We start from the raw sequence: 20,925 nt of genomic DNA, 5'->3' as shown, positions 1-20,925 counted from the left end.
GGGGACTGCGTTTTGATTAACTGATGGTTCTCTGGATTTTTTTTTACACTTGTGCGCTTTTATTTACAGAATATTAGTTCTATTTTTGAAAATCTAATTTCATTCTGAAAATGGCACAAACAGCTTCAAACATGCTTCCGTTAGGAACTACCGCACCTGAATTTTATTTGAAAGATACCAATTCAAATGACACTTCATCGTTTGAAGATTTAAAAGGAACTCACGGTACACTGGTGATGTTTATCTGCAATCATTGTCCGTTTGTACACCACGTTATCAGAGAAATTGTGATGATTGCCAACGATTATCGTGTTCAGGGAATTGGGGTTATTGCTATTTCGAGTAATGATGTTGAAAAATACCCGCAGGATTCCCCCGAATTAATGGCAGACTTTGCTCTGGAACACAAAATTGATTTTCCGTATTTATACGACGAAAGCCAAGAAACTGCAAAAGCGTATCAAGCAGCATGCACTCCCGATTTTTATTTATTTGACAGCCAAGACAAATTATTTTACCGCGGACAATTAGATGACTCCAGACCTGGAAACGGAATTCCATTGAGCGGAAGCGATTTACGAGGCGCAATTGATGCCTTAATTTACAACAGAAGTTTAAAAGAATTGCAAAAGCCAAGTATGGGCTGCAGCATTAAATGGCGACAGTAATTTGTTACTATTCAAAAAGTTGCTTATCTTTGCCGATCAATTTAACAATCCTTATGGGAAATATAATACCATTTACAGTTTCTAGAAAGTCGTTTTCTTTTTCAGGGAACCCGGCTCCTGCTGTAATTATTTCACATAATAAGGCCTTTATTTTTTAGGCCTCCGTCTATTTCAGTTTTCTTCTTTCGGCGGAGGATTTTCATTAGAATTTTTAATTCATTTACTATTTGAGAGAAATTTCTCTTTCAAGTAATTTTTATTTTTCCAAAAACTCATTTTTACAATGCCTTTTATCTCTGTTAGGAGATAAATAAATCTTTAAGTCATTTAAATAAATTTTTTAACAACATTATAAATGGAAACAATTATGAAACCAACACCCACATTCACCTCAGCAGATTATAAATTACTGAGAGAGCTCATTTTACAAAGTAAAAACGATACAAATGCAAAAGAAGCCAATCAGCTTTCGCAAGAATTAGACCGCGCAGTAATAAACAAAGGAAATAGTATTGACGAATCGGTTATCAGGATTAATTCTGTAGTTACTATTGAAGATGTAAAAGCAAACAAACAAATGAAAATTCAGATTGTTCTTCCTTCTTCTGCAGATGTTAAGCAATCTAAAATTTCTATCTTAGCTCCTCTTAGTGTTGCTATTATTGGTTTTAAAGAAAACGACCAAGTAGACTGGGAACTTCCTGCCGGAATTAAAACTTTAAAAATTGTTGCTGTAAGTAACTCTTAATTTTTTTGAAACACCTCATTCGTGACGGTGTTTTTTTTGTACTTCTTTAGAACAAAAAAACTATCCAATATTTAATAATACTGAATAGTTTAAAACTCTTCTGCAACGCAGCTTAATTATAACTGCGAGTGAATATAATTGGTAATCGAAGCCATTTTCACATCATCCAACTTTGCTTTTTTCTGCATTCTAACCAAAATTGGAGCCCATTCTTCTTTTGAGAATTTTACCGGTTCATACAATTTGTGGCATTTTGCACAACTGTTTTCGTACAAGTTTTTGCCTTCTGCCAATTCTGGCGTTACTTCTACTACTGGTTTTGCTTCTGGAGCTTTTTCTGCTGCTGCCACTGAAGCTGTTTTCTGAGTACCGCAAGAAGCTAAAGCCAGCGCAATCCCAGCAAGGATCAAATATTTATTCATCGTCTTTGTTTTTGAAGTAAATATAAAAAAAATCCCATTCGGCTTCCGAATGGGATTTAGTATTAAGACAATTTAAAATTAATCTAAATTCTTATTTTACGTCCATTAATTCAACGTCAAAAATTAAAGTAGCATTTGGAGGAATAACCCCGCCTGCTCCAGATGGTCCGTAACCTAAATCTGAAGGAATTACAAAACGTGCTTTGTCTCCAACTTGCAATAAAGCAATACCTTCGTCCCATCCTTCGATAACCTGACCTTGACCTAATCTAAATTCGATTGGTTTTTTTCTTGGATAAGAAGAATCAAAAACTTTTCCGTTTTCTAAAGAACCTTCGTAGTGTACCGAAACTGTTTTTCCAGCTTCAGCTCTTTTACCATCTCCTTTTTGAATCATTTTGTAACGCAGACCGCTTTCTGTTTTATCAAAACCAGATGCTAATTGTTCCATTTTAGCTTCAGATTCTGCTTTCAAAGCCGCTTCACGTTTAAGACGCGCCCCTTTTAAACCAATAAAAGCTTCAATTGCATTCCATTTTTGAGCTTCCTCACCTACTCTAATGATTTCTAGAGTTTCTAAAGTATCCCCTTGAGCAACTGCATCAACAACATCCTGACCTTCGATTACATGTCCAAACACAGTGTGTTTGTTGTCTAACCATGAAGTCGGAACGTGCGTGATAAAAAACTGAGAACCATTGCTTCCAGGACCAGAGTTTGCCATAGACAAAACTCCTGGACGATCGTGTTTTAAACTTGGATGAAATTCATCATCAAATTTGTATCCAGGATCACCAGTTCCTGTTCCTTTTGGACATCCTCCTTGAATCATAAAATCTGGAATAACTCTATGAAAATTTAGTCCATCATAAAATTTTTGTCCCTGAGGTTTTACTTTATTTTCCATATTCCCTTCTGCAAGAGCAACAAAATTCCCTACAGTTCCAGGAGTCAAATCGTGTGTTAGTTTTACTAAAATCGAACCTTTACTGGTATTGAATTTAGCGTATATTCCGTTTTCCATGTTGTTATTTTTTAATTGAACGCAAATTTACAAATTAATTTTTTATCATTTTGAGTGAAAAATGCATGTATCTCTAATTGCTGGATTTTCAAGATTGATAACCGCTATTTTGGTATCTTCATCAAAATTGTATGTTCTCTTAACAATTTTAGCATAAGGTTTCTGATTCCAAAAGATGGTGTCGCTTTTAAGAATAGTATTTTGATCAAATACAATAACATCTCTTAATCCGCAAGGTTGCCCGCATTTCCAGAAATGCTGTGTTATTTGTTCGTCAGACAACGTCTTTTTACAGCTCACACAGAACTGAGCCATTACAACCAAACTTAGAAATACGATTATCTTTTTCATTTCAAAACTTTTATATTTTCTATTTTTTAGATTTATAAGTAAGTCCATAAACGGCTAAAGACAGTAAAGACAAAACCATACAGCCAATAGTTACAGCATGCCAGCCTCCTAATTTCCAGAGTAATAGTCCGTAGGCAGATCCAGCGGCAGTTCCCAGAAAACTAAAAGACATAAATACGGTATTCAGCCTGTTTCTCGCTTCTGGCAGTAAAGAATATACTCTGGTCTGATTGGAGATGTGAACTCCCTGAATTCCGATATCAATAAATACAATTCCAATCGCAATTCCGACAACACTTTCTATCGAAAAATAGAAAACCAGAAAGCTTATTAAAATTAACAAGCAGCCATAACCTACTGCAATTCTAGAGTTTCCTTTATCTCCAAGCTTCCCGACCAAAGGCGCTGCCAAAGCTCCCGAAGCCCCTACAATTCCGAATAAACCAATTGTTGCACTATTAAAACTAAAAGGCTCGCCAGAAAGCAGCAAAACCATTGTGGTCCAGAAAGCTCCAAACTGAGCAAAACTAAAAACATTGATCGCGGTTGCTTCGCGCAAAACCGGCTGTGTTTTTATAAGCGTAAACAATGAACGAATCAACTGTCCGTACGTTCCTTGAAACTGCGGCTTATTGACTGGGAATTTACTTTGAATAACAAAAAAGATCAAGAGACAAATTCCAGATGCGATATAAAACATCGATCTCCAGCCTAAAACCTGACCAATAAAACCGCTTAACGTTCGCGAAAGCAAAATCCCGACCAAGAGTCCGCTCATAATTGTTCCTACAACTTTTCCGCGCTGTTCTGTAGCACTTAGAGACGCAGCAAGCGGTAATATCAATTGCGGTACAATAGAGGTGATTCCGATAAGAAGTGATGCAATTTGCAGAATTAAAAAGCTTTTGGCTGTTGCTGCAATAAGCAAAGCAATTACAGAAGCAAAAGTGGTCATTAAAATCTGTTTTTTTCGTTCAATTTTATCACCAAGAGGCACCATAAAAAACAGCCCTATAGCATAACCAGCTTGGGTTAAATAGGTTATTGTGCCAGCATCGGCTTCAGGGATTTTAAATTCGTTGGCGATTAAAACAATCAAAGGCTGGCAGTAATAAAGATTTGCAACTATAAGACCAGTGCAAACTGCCATAAACAGGACATTAGTTTTAGATAAATTCATGCTGCAAAAATACCAATCTAATCTTTAGCAAAACTTTAAAAAATATATAATTTTTTAAACCATATAAGTCCTATAAGTGCATTTAAATAACTTAGCGAAACGTAAAGCATCACAAAAATTCAATTTTCTTAAATCACTTATATGGTCTATTTTTCTGATTTTAAGAATTTAATAATTCAGAAAATCTTCTCTCACGGGGCTGAAAACATCGGTTAACATTCCTGTTTCTAAACAAACGACTCCGTGAATGGCATGAGGCGGAATATAAAAACTATCTCCTTCTTTTAAGGTTTGTGTAAGCCCGTTAATAGTTACATCAAAAACACCGCTTGCAATGTACGTGGCCTGAGAATGATGATGCTCGTGCAGTGTACCGATGCCTCCTTTTTCAAAAAAAACATTTACGATCATCACACGGTCATCGTAAGCCAGAATTTTACGCTTTATTCCTTCTCCCACTATTTCCCATTCAATTTCATCACCTTTTATAAATTCTTTACTAGTTTTCATTTCTAATTGTTTTTAATTTTTTCAATATCTTTTTTCATTAATGCCAGCCCTTCGTTCAGGTTGTTTTCTTTAAAATATTTTTCGAGTTCTGCCAGCCTTTTCATATTATCGTATTGAAATCCCGAATGCAGCTTTCTTTGACAGAGAGAACACAATCTAATAGAATGTCGATCTGTTTCAGACATGCTATTGGTGCCGTTCATCACACAATTGGCTTCAATACAATGATTCAATCCAAACATATGACCGATTTCATGCGAACAAATTTTTAAAAACCGATCCAGACATCCATTAAAATCGACTTCTTTTTGCATTCTATGAATAGAACTTACGGCAATTTTGTCTCTGTACGATGCGAGTCCAAAGACATAATTCCATTCTGGTTTTGGGTACAAATCCTTTTCTGTTATGGCCATTAAAGCGGCTCGTTTAGGAGGTTTTTCTTTTTTTAGAACACTGTCCAAAATATAACCTGCCAGTAACTGTTCTTGTCCCACGTCCCCAATACGACGTGCATGTTTTGGAATAATATCGTTCGAAATACCTTTTAAAGTTATGGTTTCTAGTTGAAAAAACACCTGCAGGTACTGACGAACTAATTCTATTTGTTTAATCTGATCTGCATTAAATTTCCCTATAGGCTGCAAATAAATAATGTTTTCTTCTTGTGTCGGAACAACATGTTTGGTATTTAAAAACTTTTCAAAACTCTGTCCTTTTTCTTTATGAAAAAACAACCAGTCACCATAAGCGGGTTTGTCAAGTTTGACATCATTCACTTTAATATCTACAAAGTAAGGCTCTGGAGGCGGAACAGGCTTTGAGTTTGAACTTACACTCTCTTTTTTATTTGATTGGCAGGAACATAAAATTACAAGAACCAGAAAAAGAAGTCTTTTCATATAATAGCGCTGTATTAAATTAAGTTTTTGGAAATAAAATTGCAGCTTTTTTGTATTGACTCAAAAGAATTGACTGCAAAATTATTCTCCTGCTCTACAAAAAAATGAAGCATTCCAGACTGTTTTGCTTCTTTAAATAGAGTTTTAAAATCAATTGTACCATTTCCAACTTCGGTATTCAAAGCAGGATTTACTTTGTCCCTGTCCTTAACATGCCACATCTTAAAACGTCCCGGGTTTTCATTAAACAATTTTACAGGATCATTTCCCGAATAAATTACCCAATACAAGTCGAGCTCAAAGAAAACCAAATCTTTATCTGTTTGATCCAGCAAAACCTGATAACCCGTTTTGCCGTCGTATTTTTGAAATTCAAAATCATGATTGTGATATGCCAGTTTTAAACCTGAATTTTGACACAATAATGCCGCTTCATTTAAACGTGAAGCAATTTTTTTATAATCTTTAATACTTCTTCTAAAAGGCTCATCGACCCACGGAACCGTTAAAAATTCGCTTTTCAGAATTTTAGCCGCTTCGATTGAAGCCAATAATTCTGTTTTGTCTCCATCATACAAAAAGCTCCCTAAATTATAATGTCCGCTTACTGCTTTTAGATTATAATCATCCAAAATCTTTTTCAATTCTTTAGGCGTCAATCCCCAGAATTGTTCTTTTATAGAAAAGCCGTAGGTTTCTACGTTTGTATATCCCGCTTTTGATACTTTTTCTAAAGTTGCTTTTACGTCTTTCGGAAGTTCATCTCGAAGCGTATATAACTGCAAGCCAATTTCTTTTTTATTCATAGAAAATGCAAATGAAGGCGCCGCCAAAACAGCTGTTGCAGCAAGACCGGTGGTTACTATAAAATTTCTTCTGCTAATCATGTTACAACTAGAATTTTCAGAAAGTAAATATATCACAAAAAATGATTCTCGAAGCTTTTTATAAAGTTTTCAAGCGCCTCAGCCGTTTCTTTAGATACAATTTCGCCCTGCTCATTAATCTTTCCGCGTACACCTTGTATAAGAAGCTGCGTTGTATCGTCAAATTTAGCTTCCAGGGTTTTCAATATAAGAAGAAGATGTTCATGTCCCATTTCTCCAGAAGCGGACGCTGTTAGTAACCCAGTTCTTTTATTAGAAAAAATGGTCGTTGAAACACACCATTCTAAAGCATTCTTTAAACTACCGGGAAGGCTGAACACATATTCGGGCGTACAAATGATAACTCCATCAGAATCTATTATTTTGTTTCTAAAAGATATAATTTCTTTTGGAGGAGTATCGGTATCTAAATCTGGATTAAAATGAGGGAGACTTGCTAAACCTTCAAATATTGCTACTTCAAATTCAGGTTTTAAGTAATTTGAAATGTATTTCAGAATTTTGAAATTACTAGAATTGTTTCTGGTACTGCCAGATATCGCAAAGATTTTTACTTTTGGTGAAGTCATTAAACAAACAATTCGTATTTTTAAATTAAATCTAAAAATACGAATTATTTAAAACAGCTAAAAAAAAATTATTTAGCGGTAAGCTGATATAATCCTGCCTGCTTTGCCGAATCAATTGCCTGCGGTGTATAATTTTGTTTTTCTTGTCGTGTTGATGTGACTTTGCCTTCTTTATTGATGTAGACAAAATTGTAACGCCAATAATTTGATCCTGCTATTGACGACGAACCGTCTTCAAAAATCTGATCAGCATAAACGAGAATTTCTCCGTTCTGATTATTATCTAAAGTTCTTACTGGGTTACCTAAGGTTTTAATAACTTTTGACTTGGTTTCTCCTACAGCTACAGTAGTTGAATTGGTACTGGCGCAGGATGCAAAGAGCGCAAATACTGCAGTGATTAATATTATTTTTTTCATAGCTAAGTTATTTAAATTTATGTTGTTGTTTGGTTGTTACTGTCTGATAATTAGCAATGTAATAGTAGTTAAAGTTATGACAATTATTTTTACATAATTTAAAAAGTATGTTATATAATTATTGCCAAAAGACTCATTGGCATTATTTGTATCTTTGCCCACAAGAAAATTATCGAATAAAGATGCGAATTGACATTATTACACTTTTGCCTGAATTATTAAGAAGCCCTTTTGAGGCATCTATTATGAAACGTGCCATTGATAAAGGACTTGTAGAAGTTCATTTTCATAATCTTAGGGATTACAGCACCAACAGACAAAAAAGTGTCGACGATTATCCGTTTGGCGGCGGCGCAGGGATGGTAATGACCATTCAGCCGATTGATGATTGTATTACCCATTTAAAAAGTCAGCGAGAATACGACGAAATCATTTATATGTCTCCAGACGGCGAAACTTTAAACCAGAAAATGGCCAATAAAATGTCGATGTATGAAAACATTATTATTTTGTGCGGTCACTATAAAGGTGTAGACCAAAGAGTGAGAGATCATTTTATTACCAAAGAAATTTCTATCGGCGATTATGTTTTATCCGGCGGTGAATTGGGCGCTTTGGTTTTATCTGATGCATTAATTCGATTGATTCCAGGAGTTTTGAGCGACGAAACTTCTGCTTTAACTGACAGTTTTCAAGACAATTTACTTTCGGGACCAATATACACAAGACCCGCAGATTATAAAGGATGGAAAGTTCCGGAGGTTTTAACCAGCGGTCATTTTGCCAAAATTGAAAAATGGCGCGAGGATAAGGCTTTTGAGCATACTAAAAATAGACGTCCGGATTTATTGGAAGGACATGACTAGTTTCAGATTGACTAACACTAAACAAATGCGAACAGAAATAAAATATTTAGAGCTTAAAAGCGGATTTTCTGGAAATGGTCCAGCTTGGATTGGACTTGTTTCATTTTCAAAAAGCGGTAAGACTATATATTTTAACGGAAAAGCTTTTCAAAGAATTGGAAGTGCAAGAATTCAAGGGAATTTTAGAGATATTGAATCTAAAGATGAATATTGGATTTCGGGTGTTAAAAAAGATTTATCTGACCGACATAAGTTTGGCGGAGGAAAAATATTAGTAGAAAGAAGAATTTTAAACGAATATTTGGAAATCATTGACAAAAAAGAATTGCCTAAAAATGATTTTGAATTAACTGAAGTTGCTGTTGAAATTCCAATTGAACGAATCAATCAAATAGAAAATGAAAAGTATAACACTTCTCACTTTAGCAACAATTTGCATTTTAAAGAACCTAACGAATTAAGTAATTCAGAAATAGAATTTACAATTCTAGAATTACTTGAAGAAGAAAAAAACGCTAAGTTTAACAAAGCTAGAAGATCTGTAAAAAGAAAAAGACTCGAATTTGAAACTGAATTAGATAATCGAAAAATATAAAATAACAGCCATTTCCTTGTCAACTTTTAGAATATTGAAATACTTATAAAAAATTTCAAACATCAAACAATCAGTTAATTAAAAAATTGAAATTTGTGTTTTTAATTTATTTGGAATTTAATTTATTTTAACTACATTTGCACCCGAATTTGATCAACCTCTGGCGAGATCCGTGAATGTTGCTCTCTATAAACCATAATTTAAAATTATCATGGCAGATTTATTAAAATTCGTTCAAGACGAATTCGTTGCTAAAAAAGATTTTCCTGTTTTCGGAGCTGGAGATACTATCACAGTTTTCTACGAAATTAAAGAGGGTGAAAAAACTAGAACTCAGTTTTTTAAAGGAGTTGTAATTCAAAGAAGAGGTTCTGGTAACACAGAAACTTTTACTATCCGTAAAATGTCAGGTGCAATTGGAGTTGAGCGTATCTTCCCAGTTAACTTACCAGCTTTACAAAAAATCGAAATCAACAAGAAAGGTGCTGTACGTAGAGCTAGAATTTTCTACTTCAGAGAACTTACTGGTAAAAAAGCTAAGATTAAAGATAAAAGAAGATAATCATTTATCTAAATGTCATAAAAAACTCGTTTCATATTACTTGAAACGAGTTTTTTTTTTATAAAACACAGTTCGCAAAGCTTCTTACGAATCCAACTTTATGAACTTTGCGTTTACGAACGAATTATTGAGCAAAAATCATTGCGCTTTTTATATTTAAAATAATCCGTTTCACAAATTATTTTGCCGCAACATCTACTCTTGCTCGCTAAAACTGTAATTTTTTAATACCAAAATCATCGATTTAGCAATATTATCGACTGCAAATAACAATCTGTTAAAATCGCCTTTTCTCAGGAAAACTCAACCGATTTCGTTGCGATTTTATTATATTTGCTCCGCTCATTTTGAGCCGAATATATCTTTTACATCGTTAACCCCTGACGATACGATTATAAAAAAAAAAAAAAAATGACACAAAAATCAAAAATTTTTTACACCTTAACTGATGAGGCGCCTTTATTGGCAACTTATTCTTTATTACCAATTGTTCAAGCTTTTACCTCAACTGCTGGAATTGAAATTGAAACTAGAGATATCTCTTTGGCAGGAAGAATTTTATCTAATTTTCCTGACGTTCTTACAGATGCTCAAAAAACTGGAGATGCATTGGCAGAACTTGGCCAATTAGCAACGCAGCCAGAAGCTAACATTATCAAATTACCAAACATCTCAGCATCTGTACCGCAATTAAAAGCGGCTATTGCTGAATTACAATCGCACGGATACAACGTACCAAATTTCCCAGAAGATCCTCAAAATGATGCTGAAAAGGAAATTAAAGCAAAATATGCTAAAGTTTTAGGTTCTGCTGTAAACCCTGTTTTACGTGAAGGAAACTCTGATCGTAGAGCACCTAGAGCAGTTAAAAACTTCGCAAAAGCAAATCCGCATTCTATGGGTGCTTGGTCTGCTGACTCAAAAACTAAAGTAGCTTCTATGCCAAATGGTGATTTTTACGGAAGTGAAAAATCATTGACTGTAAACGAAGCTAATGATGTAAAAATCGAATTCGTTGCTAAAGACGGAACTGCAACAGTTTTAAAAGCAAGCACACCGCTAAAAGCTGGAGAAATTATTGACAGCTCTGTTTTAAGCGTAAAAAAATTAAAAGAATTTGCAGCTAATGCAATTGCTGAGGCTAAAGCGGCGGGAGTTTTACTTTCTGTACACTTAAAAGCTACTATGATGAAAGTTTCTGACCCTATTATCTTTGGCGCTATCGTTGAAGTATATTTTGCAGATCTTTTCAAAAAATACGAAACTTTATTTACTGAATTAAATGTTGATACTAAAAACGGTTTAGGAGATATCTACGCTAAAATTGCTGGAAGACCTGAACAAGCTGAAGTTGAAGCTGACATTACTAAAGCTATCGAAAACGGACCAGCTTTGGCAATGGTTAATTCTGATAAAGGAATTACAAACCTGCATGTTCCTTCTGATGTTATTGTTGATGCTTCTATGCCGGCAATGATTCGTACTTCTGGACAAATGTGGAATAAAGACGGTAAGGCGCAAGATACATTTGCTCTTATTCCAGACCGTTCTTACGCTGGTATCTATACTGCAACTATTGACTTTTGTAAAAAACACGGTGCTTTTGATCCAAAAACAATGGGAAGTGTTCCTAATGTTGGATTAATGGCTCAGAAAGCAGAAGAATACGGATCTCACGATAAAACTTTCCAAATGAAAGCTGACGGAGTTGTTCGTGTTGTAGATGCAAACGGAACAGTTTTAATGGAACAAAACGTTGAAACTAATGACATTTTCAGAATGTGCCAGGCAAAAGACGCACCTATTCAGGACTGGGTTAAATTGGCTGTAAACAGAGCTCGTTTATCTAGTACTCCTGCTGTTTTCTGGTTAGACGAAAACAGAGCGCATGATAGAGAATTGATTGTAAAAGTTGAAAAATACCTTAAAGATTACGATACTACAAACTTAGACATCCGTATTTTAAACCCGGTTGCCGCAACAGAATTTACATTAGACAGAATCATAAAAGGTTTAGATACTATCTCTGTAACAGGAAACGTTTTACGTGATTACTTAACAGATTTATTCCCAATTTTAGAATTAGGAACTTCTGCAAAAATGTTGTCTATCGTTCCTTTAATGAATGGCGGCGGATTGTTTGAAACTGGTGCTGGAGGTTCTGCTCCAAAACACGTTGAGCAATTTACAGAAGAAGGTTACTTACGTTGGGATTCTCTTGGAGAGTTCTTAGCGCTTGGAGCTTCTTTAGAGCATTTAGGACAAACCTTAGACAATTCTAAATCAATTGTATTAGCAGAAACGCTTGACGAGGCTAACGACAAATTCTTGGCAAACGACAAATCTCCTGCACGTAAAGTAGGTCAGATTGACAACCGCGGTTCTCACTTTTATTTAGCTTTCTATTGGGCACAAGCTTTGGCAGCTCAAAACAAAGATGCTGATTTGAAAGCAATTTTTACTCCAATTGCTGCTGAATTTGAAGCTAATGAAGCTAAAATTGATGCTGAATTAATTGATACTCAAGGAAAACCACAAACTCTTGGAGGATACTATCAGCCAACTCCAGAATTAGTGAGCAAAGCAATGCGTCCTAGCGAAACATTTAACGCTATTATTGCTAAAATTAAATAATTTGCAGAACGCACTAAGTGCACTCTTCAATATAAATACAAAAGGACAACTCACAAGGTTGTCCTTTTTTTTATCTTAGCTGAATTGATCAATCCTTTTTTCTCGTTATTTTGTAATTCTATGTAAACCAAAATCAATGTAATGTCTGCCAAAAAACTATATACTTACCTGATTGTTATTTTTTCGGTTTTAAGTTCCTATTCGCAGGAAAAATTTACTTTAAGCGGTATTGTCAGTGATACTAAAAATAACGAAACTTTAATTGGTGTAAATATTTTTATTCCGGAGCTAAAAATCGGCACGACAACAAATGAATATGGTTTTTATTCGATTGCTGTGCCAAAAGGCGCCTACGAAGTCCAAATAAGCTATGTCGGCTATCAAAGCATTCAACAAAACATTACTTTAAATCAAAATACCAAAACAAACTTTTCCCTCAGCGAAAGCGGTCAAGAACTGCAGGAAGTTGTCATTACCGATAATCGAAACAAAATCAATATTAAGTCACCGGAAATGAGCGTCAACCGACTTTCTATTGCTGCAATCAAAAAAATGCCGGTTGTTTTAGGAGAAGTTGATGTTTTAAAATCGATATTATTACTGCCGGGCGTTACCAATGCCGGAGAAGGCGCTTCTGGATTTAATGTTCGGGGCGGCGGTGCAGACCAGAATTTGATTTTATTGGATGAAGCAACGATTTTCAATTCCTCCCACGTATTTGGGTTCTTTTCGGTTTTTAATCCCGATGCTGTCAAAGATTTGAAATTATACAAAGGCGGCATTCCGGCTCGATATGGCGGAAGAGTTTCTTCTGTTTTGGACATTTACCAAAAAGACGGCAGCAGTAAAGATTTTCATATGAATGGCGGAATCGGATTAATCTCAAGCCGGCTTTTGGCCGAAGGTCCGATTGTAAAAGACAAAGGTTCTTTTTTAATTGGAGGCCGAGCTTCTTATGCTCATTTATTTTTAAAATTTTCTGAAGAAGATAAAAATAACAGTGCCTACTTTTATGATTTAAACACCAAATTGAGTTACAAACTGAACGATAATAACAGCTTGTATTTGTCTGGGTATTTTGGACGCGATGTTTTCAGCCTGAATAAAAGTTTTACGAATATTTACGGAAATTCGACTTTAAACCTAAGATGGAATCATTTGTATTCGAGTAAATTATTTTCGAACCTTTCTTTAATTTACAGCGATTACTACTATGGTTTAGATCTTGATTTTGTAGGTTTTAAATGGGATTCGGGAATTAAAAACTATAATATTAAATACGATTTCAAACATTATATTTCTGATAAATTCAAACTTAATTACGGCCTCAGCGGCATTTACTATGAATTTAATCCTGGAACTATAAAACCAACTGGTGCAGATTCTGGAATAAATCCTGATCAATTGGACAAAAAATATGCATTTGAGCCTTCTGTTTATTTAGATGCAGAAAGTCAGATTTCTAAAAAAATAACGCTTTCTTACGGTCTGCGTTACAGTTTATTTTATCGTTTAGGCGCCTCTACTGTTAATTATTACGACAATAATCAAGCAGTTGTTTTTGACAGCGATATGGAGATTTACGAAAAAGGAACACCAATTTCAACGCAGTATTTCAAAAAGAACAAAGTGATTCAGAGTTATAATAACCTCGAACCGCGTTTTGCTGTTTCGTATCAATTAAACGATGATCAAGCCCTAAAAGCAAGCTACAACAGAATGGCGCAGTACCTGCAACTAATTTCAAACACCTCTTCTCCTACTCCATTAGACGTCTGGATGCCAAGTGATACTTACATAAAACCTCAAATTGCAGATCAAGGTGCGATTGGCTATTTTAGAAATATAAAAAATGGCGCCTATTCTCTTGAAGTAGAAACGTATTATAAAGAAATTCAAAACCGATTGGATTATATCGACGGCGCCGATTTAATTGCCAACAACGCTGTCGAACAAGTAATTCTGAATGGTCATATGCGCGCTTACGGCTTGGAGATTATGGTTAAAAAAAACGAAGGAAAATTTAACGGCTGGGTTTCATACACTTTATCCAAATCAGAACAGCAGACTCCGGGAAGAACTCCCGAAGAAACAGGTATTAATAACGGCGAATGGTACAGTTCTGCCTACGACAAGGCTCATAATTTAGCCGTAACATCGGCTTATAATTTAAACGAAAAATGGTCTTTTGGGGCTAACTTTGCTCTGCAGTCAGGACAGCCTGTAACGTATCCGAATGGGCAATACGAATACTTGGGCATCACCGTACCAAGCTACGGATTACGAAATGAAAATCGTCTTCCGGCTTATCACCACTTAGACATCTCTGCCACTCTAACTCCCAGAAAAAACAAGGATCGAAATTGGAAAGCAGAATGGGTTTTTAGCATTTACAATCTGTACAACAGAATGAATGCTGCTTCAATTAATTTCCGCCAAAATGTAGATACTGGAGCCAATGAAGCGGTGCGCTTATCGATTTTCGGTATTGTACCCGCGGTGAGCTATAATTTTAAGTTTTAAACTTTCTTTCTTAAAAAAAGAAATAAAAAAGATATTGTTATGAAAAAAGCAAGTTTATTTATCCTAACTTTAATAGTTGTTTTTTTTAGCAGCTGTGAAGAAGTTGTAGAAGTTGATCTGGATACAGCTCCTCCTAAATTGGTCATCGAAGCGGCCATTAATTGGGAAAAAGGTTCTACAGGAAGACAGCAGGCCATAAAACTAACCACAACCACAGGCTATTATGAAAGTGGCGTACCTGTAGTTTCTGGTGCTGTTATTTATATTGTAAACAGCAAAAATGAGCGCTTTAATTTTTTAGAAGTACAAAAAACAGGACGTTATGTATGCGGTACTTTCAAACCTGTGCTTAATGAGGAATACACCTTAACCGTAATAAGCGGCGGCAATACTTATACAGCAAAAGAAACACTAAAATCGGTTGCGCCCATAACAAGACTGGAACAAAATAACGAAGGCGGTTTTACGGGACAGGATATAGAAGTAAAGGCGTTTTATACCGATCCAGGTGATGAAGAAAATTATTATTTATTTAAATATGGTTATTCGAACAAAGTAACATCCAGCTATTATGTTTCTGATGATAAATTTTATCAGGGAAATGAAATTTTCAGCACCTCTGATGAAGAAGATTTAAAGCCCGGCAACGAAATTGAAATAACACATTTTGGAATTTCAAAACAATATTTTAATTATATGAATATTCTAGTCAGTATTGCGGGCAGTAATGTAGGCGGGCCGTTTCAATCACCGCCGGCAACGGTTAAAGGAAACATTATCAACACTACCGATAAGAGCAATTATCCGCTGGGTTATTTTTCATTAAGTGAAACCGACTCACGAAAATATATTATAGAATAAATCCAAAAATGATGGAACCCGAAATCAAAAATTTAACCGAAAAAAAACTGATTGGAAACTATATTGAAATGTCTTTTATAGAAAACAAAACTTTTCAGTTATGGAGCGGTTTTATGCCAAAACGAAAAATCATTCGCAATACGATCAATACCGATTTATATTCATTAGAAGTTTTTCATGAAGCGCATTTTGATGATTTTGATCCAAATGAAACGTTTCAAAAATGGGCAGCAGTTGAAGTCGCTAATTTTGATTTTGTTCCCGCAAACATGAAAACATTGGTGATTCCGTCGGGTCTTTATGCTGTTTTCAACCATTTTGGACCTGCTTCTGAAGGTTATAAAACTTATCATTCCATTTTTACTGAGTGGCTTCCCAATTCCCAATATACGGTAGACGACCGGCCTCATTTTGCTGTAATGGATGAAAAATATAAAAAAGACGACCCAGACTCTGAAGAAGAAATCTGGATTCCGATAAAAAACAGAGACTAATCAAAGCTTAAAAAACTGTATGCTGACCGAAACTCTCATTGCTCTTTTTGAAAGAGATTTACAAAAACTAAAAACCGAAATAGAATTATATTCCGATGAAAATCTAATTTGGAAAACCGATTACGAAATTGCAAATTCAGCTGGAAATCTAGTCCTTCATTTAATTGGGAATCTAAATACTTACATTGGTGCAGAACTTGGAAAAGCGGGCTATGTACGAAATCGCCCTTTAGAATTTTCATTAAAAGACATTCCGAGAACAAAATTGCTTTCTGAAATAGATAAAACTTTGGAAATCGTTATCAATACTTTAAATTTGTTAACGAATGAAGATTTAGAAAAGACATATCCACAGCTTGTTTTTGAAAAAGAAATGACCACCGGTTTTTTTCTCGTTCATCTTTCAACGCATCTGGCCTATCATCTAGGACAAATCAATTACCACAGAAGGGTGTTCGATTTTAGATTTTAGATTGTAGTCCCGAAGCCTCGGGATAGATTGTAGATTTTAGATTGTAGATTGTAGATTTTAGATTTTAGATTGTAGATTGTAGATTTTAGATTTTAGATTGTGGAATTTAGATTGTAGAATTTAGATTGTAGAATTTAATTTATAGATTATACAATTATCTAATTTTCTAATTGTCTAAATAACTAATTGTCCAATTGTCCAATTTTCTAATTGTCCAATTTTCTAATTAACTAATTCTCCAATCCAAAAAAATCTAAAATTTAAAATAAAAAAAAATGTCATCACACCATATAGTTCGCGACGATCAGGAACCCGCTTTAATTATTGCTAACGGCGCGGCCTGCGATCCAGAATTGCTTGGACAATTGTTAGAATGGTCTCCGCTAGTTGTAGTTCTTGATTCTGCTATGGAAAGAGTGATTGAACTCGGCATAAAAGTCGATGTACTTCTAGGTGATTTTGATCGTGGTTTTGATCCCGAAATTTATAAAACTTCACAGTTTCCAATCGAAATTGTACATACTCCAGATCAAGACAAAACCGATCTGGAAAAAGCTTTTGATTATTTAATTGAAAGAAAAATTCCGGCCGTAAATGTCGTTTGGGCAACTGGAAGACGTGCCGATCATACGATTACCAATCTTACCAATATTGTACGTTATCGAAATCTGCTTAAAATTGTCATTTTAGACGATCATTCTAAAATATTTCTGCTGCCAAACAAATTCGAAAAATGGTATACCGCCAACACTCCTATTTCACTAATTCCGATTGGAGTGGTAAACGGAATTTCGTCGGCAAATTTAAAATACGCTCTAAAAAACGATACGCTGACAATGGGCTACAGAACCGGAAGCAGTAATTCGGTTTCTCAAGACGGTATTGTAACCATTACCCATTCTGATGGTGATTTACTTTTGATGGAGTGTTTTGATTAATCGGCATCGTTCTATTTTTCAATAACCTTATAGATGAAAATGCTTTCAGGTCCTCTTTCACCTTCTAAACAATAAATTACAATTAATTGCTCATTTTCAGAAACTTGGAACTGCCTTTCAGTATGATTTCCATAATAAGCATAATAAATATTGTTCTCTTCTTTAATTTTAAGATTGTATTTTTCCACTAACAATTCAAGTTGAGCTTTTTCATAAAACTTAAAGGTAGACAAGACTTTTACATTTTCTTGAATGATGTAAATTCTTTTATTATGAATCTCAACATACGAATTAGACCAAACTGAATAATCCGAAGAATACAGCCAATCAAAGTGTTGCTCTTTAAATACATATGTTTTTACACCATCAAAAAACAAACATTTATCGATAAAATAAACCGTATTACTTATTACAACCTGCCGAATATCCAGCATTAACTGATAGAGAGTTGGAGTTCCTATTACTGCAATTTCTTTCCATTCCTCATAAGTATCGATAACCTTGCAGGTTTCTTTTGTGCATTCAATTGAATAGATCTCGAAACCAAAATCATACTCATCGAGTTCTCCGTCAATTATTTTTTTCAAACTGCATACAATTTCTTCTAAATAGTCGACACTACAGGATGCCAGCTCATTTAAACCTTCTAATTTTCCTTTTATGTGGAGGCAGTCTCTTCCTATTTCATTTTTACGAAACTCGTATTCTAACATAATTTAATCAAAATAACACGCTTTAAACACTACTTAAAAATCTGCAGTTATGAATTGCTGTTGAATTTTATAAATGTAACGAAATAATTAAAATTGAAAATTGAAAAACTACTTTTTCAAAATCAGGAACCAAAAAAGGAATACCTATCTTTGCTTGAAAATAAAAACAAAATGCAGTCAAAAGACAATTCCGAAAAAAACAATCTTCATCCTAGAAACCTTCATCGTAATCGTTATGATTTTGAACTTCTAATTTCGAATTGTCCAGAGTTGAAACAATATATTGGAATCAATAAACATCAAATCGAAACAATTGATTTCAGCAATCCAAAAGCCGTAAAAGTACTTAACAAAGCACTTTTAAAAACCTATTATAATATCGATTTTTGGAGCATTCCAGCAAATTATCTTTGCCCGCCGATTCCTGGCCGTGCCGACTACATCCATTATATCGCCGATTTATTAGCTGCATCTAATAATGGTACTATTCCAACTGAAAGCAGTATTTTAGGTTTAGATATCGGAACGGGTGCAAATTTGATCTATCCGATATTAGGGAATGCCATTTACAATTGGAGTTTTGTCGGAACTGATACAGATAGAAAAGCAATAGAGAACTGCAGTAAAATTATCGAAGCCAATCCGAAACTAATTGATTCTATCAGTTTGCAGCAGCAGACAGAATCGAGGTTTATTTTTAAAAACATCATTACTCCCGAGGACCGATTTTCTTTTACAATGTGCAATCCTCCTTTCCACTCTTCTGCCGAAGAAGCCAATAAAGGATCACTAAGAAAAGTCAAAAATCTAAATCCGAAAGACAAAAAAGTTGATGCTCCCGTTTTAAATTTTGGAGGACAAAGTAATGAATTATGGTGCAATGGAGGCGAAATTGCCTTTATAACCCAAATGATTTTTGAAAGTGTACATTACAAATCACAATGTTTATGGTTTACAACTTTAGTTTCAAAAAAAGAAAACCTTCAAAGTATCTATAAAACACTAAAAAAAGTAAATGCTCTTTCAGTAAAAACTATTGACATGGCGCAAGGACAAAAAACGAGTAGAATTGTGGCTTGGAATTTCTTAACAGAACAAGAACAGAAAACCTGGAAATAAGACAATCAGGTGATTTCTATCGGAACATTGAAATGAAAACAATTCATTAATTTCAAAAATAACAAACCATTCTTTTCAATACAAAACCTTTGATTTTATAAGCTTCTTTCACTATATTTAATACAAACTATTAAACATCAATAAAATGGCAGAATACATTGGTTATCTCGCATCTATTTTCATTGTTGGCGGTTTCTTGCTCAAAAACCTTAGGACAATACGTTTTATTAATATGTTTGGCTGTATCTGCTTTGTAATTTATGGGATTTTTCTAAATGATTACCGCAGTTTTAATCAATGGCTTTGGCCGGTAATAATTCCAAATGCTATTTTAGCTTTTGTACAGATTTATTACTTATCAAAGAAGACAGAATCTTAAAATTTTGATAGTTTAAAGCAAAATTATATTACACTACAGCTGCGCTTTTCAAGTACTTTTAGTTTAATCTAATTCACTATTATGCTTAAATCTGCACTAAAAATTGCTGTATTATTTTTATTCGTTGGCTGTGCTTCTACACAGAAATTTAGCGATTACAGCTTTAAAACAAAAAAAGACAAAGATTCTTATACCAAATCGTATAACAAATCACTTAAACTTTGGGATATCCCTTATACGGAAGAGGATGTCAAAACTTCTCTGGGAACTGCTCATGTTATTATAAGCGGTCCGAAAAACGGTAAAAACCTGATTTTACTCCACGGAATGGATGCCAGCTCAACGATGTGGTATCCAAACATTAAGGCTTTAGCCAAAGACCATCGGGTGTATGCAATTGATTTTTTACTTGAGCCCAATAAATCTGTATCAACAGGAAAATCACTTTCTGCAGACGACATCGTGATTTGGTACAACGAAATTTTTGATCACTATAAATTGAAGAAATTTGATATTATAGGCGCTTCTCGCGGAGGATGGATTACGACTCTTTTGGCCTCTCAAAAACAAAATTCTATTAACCGAATCATCTTATTAAGTCCTGCCCAAACCTTTCAATTTATCGATAAACTAGGCAAAACAAGTTCTGCTTTAATGTTGAAACTTTTTCCGAACGAAAAGAAATTCGGAAAAACGCTGAGCACCTTTTCTACACATCCTGAAAAAATAAGTCCAATCTATAAAAGGCAGTTTTATCTGGCGAATAAATATGCGAAATCAAATTCAAGCATGTTGAAAATGACGCCTTTTTCTGAAAAAGAGCTTGGAATGGTTCAGAATCAAGTTTTGGTTTTAGTCGGTGATCACGATGTTATCAATGGCGCAGAAAGTGTAGAAAGGGTAAAAAAATATTTGGTAAACGGCAAGATTAAAGTCATAAAAGACGCGGGACATTTTCTGTCTATAGATCAATCAAAAATAGTAAACGACGCTATGATTGAATTTTTGAAATAATGTGTTTTTCTTTTGCCTCGAATTAATCGAATTTTTATATTTTTTTATTTGCCACAGATTACACAGATTTAAAAG

General features: G+C 34.5%; 24 protein-coding genes. 14 read left to right on the top strand and 10 right to left on the bottom strand.

Going from position 1 to position 20,925, the window contains the following annotated elements; all coding sequences use genetic code 11:
* Nucleotides 1-110: 110 nt before the first annotated feature.
* Both C4F50_RS01410 and C4F50_RS01405 read left to right on the top strand, forming a co-directional pair.
* Nucleotides 111-668, top strand: a complete 558-nt coding sequence (locus C4F50_RS01410) for a thioredoxin family protein (protein ID WP_193844649.1) — start codon at nucleotides 111-113, stop codon at nucleotides 666-668.
* Between the two features lie 355 nt (nucleotides 669-1,023).
* Nucleotides 1,024-1,416: a GreA/GreB family elongation factor gene (locus C4F50_RS01405; protein WP_228011937.1), complete on the top strand. Its 393-nt coding sequence runs from the start codon at nucleotides 1,024-1,026 to the stop codon at nucleotides 1,414-1,416.
* Nucleotides 1,417-1,532: 116 nt separating this feature from the next.
* On the opposite strand, the gene C4F50_RS01400 is transcribed toward C4F50_RS01405, so the two are convergent.
* From C4F50_RS01400 to C4F50_RS01360, 9 genes are all read right to left on the bottom strand, one after another.
* The gene (locus C4F50_RS01400) at nucleotides 1,533-1,838 is read right to left on the bottom strand and encodes a cytochrome c (protein WP_193844648.1); all 306 of its coding nucleotides are present in this window, start codon (nucleotides 1,836-1,838) and stop codon (nucleotides 1,533-1,535) included.
* Between the two features lie 91 nt (nucleotides 1,839-1,929).
* Nucleotides 1,930-2,862 (bottom strand): peptidylprolyl isomerase, encoded by a 933-nt coding sequence (locus C4F50_RS01395; protein ID WP_193844647.1) that lies wholly within the window; start codon nucleotides 2,860-2,862, stop codon nucleotides 1,930-1,932.
* Nucleotides 2,863-2,907: 45 nt separating this feature from the next.
* Entirely contained in the window at nucleotides 2,908-3,213 is a 306-nt protein-coding gene (locus tag C4F50_RS01390; RefSeq protein ID WP_193844646.1) for a hypothetical protein, read from the bottom strand.
* Nucleotides 3,214-3,232: 19 nt separating this feature from the next.
* Nucleotides 3,233-4,363 (bottom strand): MFS transporter, encoded by a 1,131-nt coding sequence (locus C4F50_RS01385; protein WP_228011936.1) that lies wholly within the window; start codon nucleotides 4,361-4,363, stop codon nucleotides 3,233-3,235.
* A 198-nt stretch (nucleotides 4,364-4,561) separates the two neighbouring features.
* Nucleotides 4,562-4,903 carry a cupin domain-containing protein gene (locus tag C4F50_RS01380; RefSeq protein ID WP_193844644.1) on the bottom strand — a complete coding sequence of 114 codons (342 nt, stop codon included), beginning with the start codon at nucleotides 4,901-4,903 and terminating at the stop codon, nucleotides 4,562-4,564.
* 2 nt (nucleotides 4,904-4,905) lie between these two features.
* Nucleotides 4,906-5,805 (bottom strand): reprolysin-like metallopeptidase, encoded by a 900-nt coding sequence (locus C4F50_RS01375; RefSeq protein WP_193844643.1) that lies wholly within the window; start codon nucleotides 5,803-5,805, stop codon nucleotides 4,906-4,908.
* 14 nt (nucleotides 5,806-5,819) lie between these two features.
* Complete coding sequence (locus tag C4F50_RS01370) at nucleotides 5,820-6,692, bottom strand: sugar phosphate isomerase/epimerase family protein (RefSeq protein WP_193844642.1); 873 nt, start codon at nucleotides 6,690-6,692, stop codon at nucleotides 5,820-5,822.
* Nucleotides 6,693-6,724: 32 nt separating this feature from the next.
* Nucleotides 6,725-7,261, bottom strand: coding sequence for an NADPH-dependent FMN reductase (locus C4F50_RS01365; protein ID WP_193844641.1), 537 nt, complete (start codon nucleotides 7,259-7,261; stop codon nucleotides 6,725-6,727).
* Between the two features lie 68 nt (nucleotides 7,262-7,329).
* Nucleotides 7,330-7,680, bottom strand: coding sequence for a hypothetical protein (locus C4F50_RS01360; RefSeq protein ID WP_193844640.1), 351 nt, complete (start codon nucleotides 7,678-7,680; stop codon nucleotides 7,330-7,332).
* Between the two features lie 182 nt (nucleotides 7,681-7,862).
* On the opposite strand from C4F50_RS01360, the gene trmD reads away from it, so the two are divergent.
* From trmD to C4F50_RS01315, 9 genes are all read left to right on the top strand, one after another.
* Nucleotides 7,863-8,546 (top strand): tRNA (guanosine(37)-N1)-methyltransferase TrmD, encoded by a 684-nt coding sequence (trmD, locus tag C4F50_RS01355; RefSeq protein ID WP_193844639.1) that lies wholly within the window; start codon nucleotides 7,863-7,865, stop codon nucleotides 8,544-8,546.
* A gap of 25 nt (nucleotides 8,547-8,571) precedes the next feature.
* The gene (locus C4F50_RS01350) at nucleotides 8,572-9,141 is read left to right on the top strand and encodes a hypothetical protein (protein ID WP_228011935.1); all 570 of its coding nucleotides are present in this window, start codon (nucleotides 8,572-8,574) and stop codon (nucleotides 9,139-9,141) included.
* Nucleotides 9,142-9,352: 211 nt separating this feature from the next.
* Nucleotides 9,353-9,703 carry a 50S ribosomal protein L19 gene (gene rplS / locus C4F50_RS01345; protein ID WP_193844638.1) on the top strand — a complete coding sequence of 117 codons (351 nt, stop codon included), beginning with the start codon at nucleotides 9,353-9,355 and terminating at the stop codon, nucleotides 9,701-9,703.
* A gap of 411 nt (nucleotides 9,704-10,114) precedes the next feature.
* Nucleotides 10,115-12,337, top strand: coding sequence for an NADP-dependent isocitrate dehydrogenase (locus tag C4F50_RS01340; protein ID WP_193844637.1), 2,223 nt, complete (start codon nucleotides 10,115-10,117; stop codon nucleotides 12,335-12,337).
* Between the two features lie 141 nt (nucleotides 12,338-12,478).
* Entirely contained in the window at nucleotides 12,479-14,860 is a 2,382-nt protein-coding gene (locus C4F50_RS01335; RefSeq protein WP_193844636.1) for a TonB-dependent receptor, read from the top strand.
* Between the two features lie 39 nt (nucleotides 14,861-14,899).
* Nucleotides 14,900-15,721 (top strand): DUF4249 family protein, encoded by an 822-nt coding sequence (locus C4F50_RS01330; protein WP_193844635.1) that lies wholly within the window; start codon nucleotides 14,900-14,902, stop codon nucleotides 15,719-15,721.
* An 8-nt stretch (nucleotides 15,722-15,729) separates the two neighbouring features.
* Entirely contained in the window at nucleotides 15,730-16,215 is a 486-nt protein-coding gene (locus C4F50_RS01325; protein ID WP_348536968.1) for a GyrI-like domain-containing protein, read from the top strand.
* Between the two features lie 19 nt (nucleotides 16,216-16,234).
* Entirely contained in the window at nucleotides 16,235-16,687 is a 453-nt protein-coding gene (locus tag C4F50_RS01320) for a DinB family protein (protein ID WP_193844634.1), read from the top strand.
* Nucleotides 16,688-16,962: 275 nt separating this feature from the next.
* The gene (locus C4F50_RS01315; RefSeq protein WP_193844633.1) at nucleotides 16,963-17,625 is read left to right on the top strand and encodes a thiamine diphosphokinase; all 663 of its coding nucleotides are present in this window, start codon (nucleotides 16,963-16,965) and stop codon (nucleotides 17,623-17,625) included.
* 11 nt (nucleotides 17,626-17,636) lie between these two features.
* Here C4F50_RS01315 and C4F50_RS01310 read toward each other — a convergent pair whose 3' ends face one another.
* Nucleotides 17,637-18,338 (bottom strand): hypothetical protein, encoded by a 702-nt coding sequence (locus tag C4F50_RS01310; RefSeq protein WP_193844632.1) that lies wholly within the window; start codon nucleotides 18,336-18,338, stop codon nucleotides 17,637-17,639.
* 171 nt (nucleotides 18,339-18,509) lie between these two features.
* On the opposite strand from C4F50_RS01310, the gene rlmF reads away from it, so the two are divergent.
* From rlmF to C4F50_RS01295, 3 genes are all read left to right on the top strand, one after another.
* Entirely contained in the window at nucleotides 18,510-19,457 is a 948-nt protein-coding gene (gene rlmF, locus C4F50_RS01305) for a 23S rRNA (adenine(1618)-N(6))-methyltransferase RlmF (RefSeq protein WP_193844631.1), read from the top strand.
* 145 nt (nucleotides 19,458-19,602) lie between these two features.
* Nucleotides 19,603-19,836, top strand: coding sequence for a uroporphyrinogen decarboxylase (locus C4F50_RS01300; protein WP_193844630.1), 234 nt, complete (start codon nucleotides 19,603-19,605; stop codon nucleotides 19,834-19,836).
* Between the two features lie 81 nt (nucleotides 19,837-19,917).
* The gene (locus C4F50_RS01295) at nucleotides 19,918-20,850 is read left to right on the top strand and encodes an alpha/beta fold hydrolase (protein ID WP_193844629.1); all 933 of its coding nucleotides are present in this window, start codon (nucleotides 19,918-19,920) and stop codon (nucleotides 20,848-20,850) included.
* The last annotated feature ends 75 nt before the right edge of the window (nucleotides 20,851-20,925 follow it).

Origin of the sequence: Flavobacterium hungaricum, assembly GCF_015182285.1 — a bacterium.
Taxonomy (GTDB): domain Bacteria; phylum Bacteroidota; class Bacteroidia; order Flavobacteriales; family Flavobacteriaceae; genus Flavobacterium; species Flavobacterium hungaricum.
The sequence above is the reverse complement of the archived record's forward strand: the minus strand, read 5'-3'. Positions and strand labels throughout refer to the sequence as shown.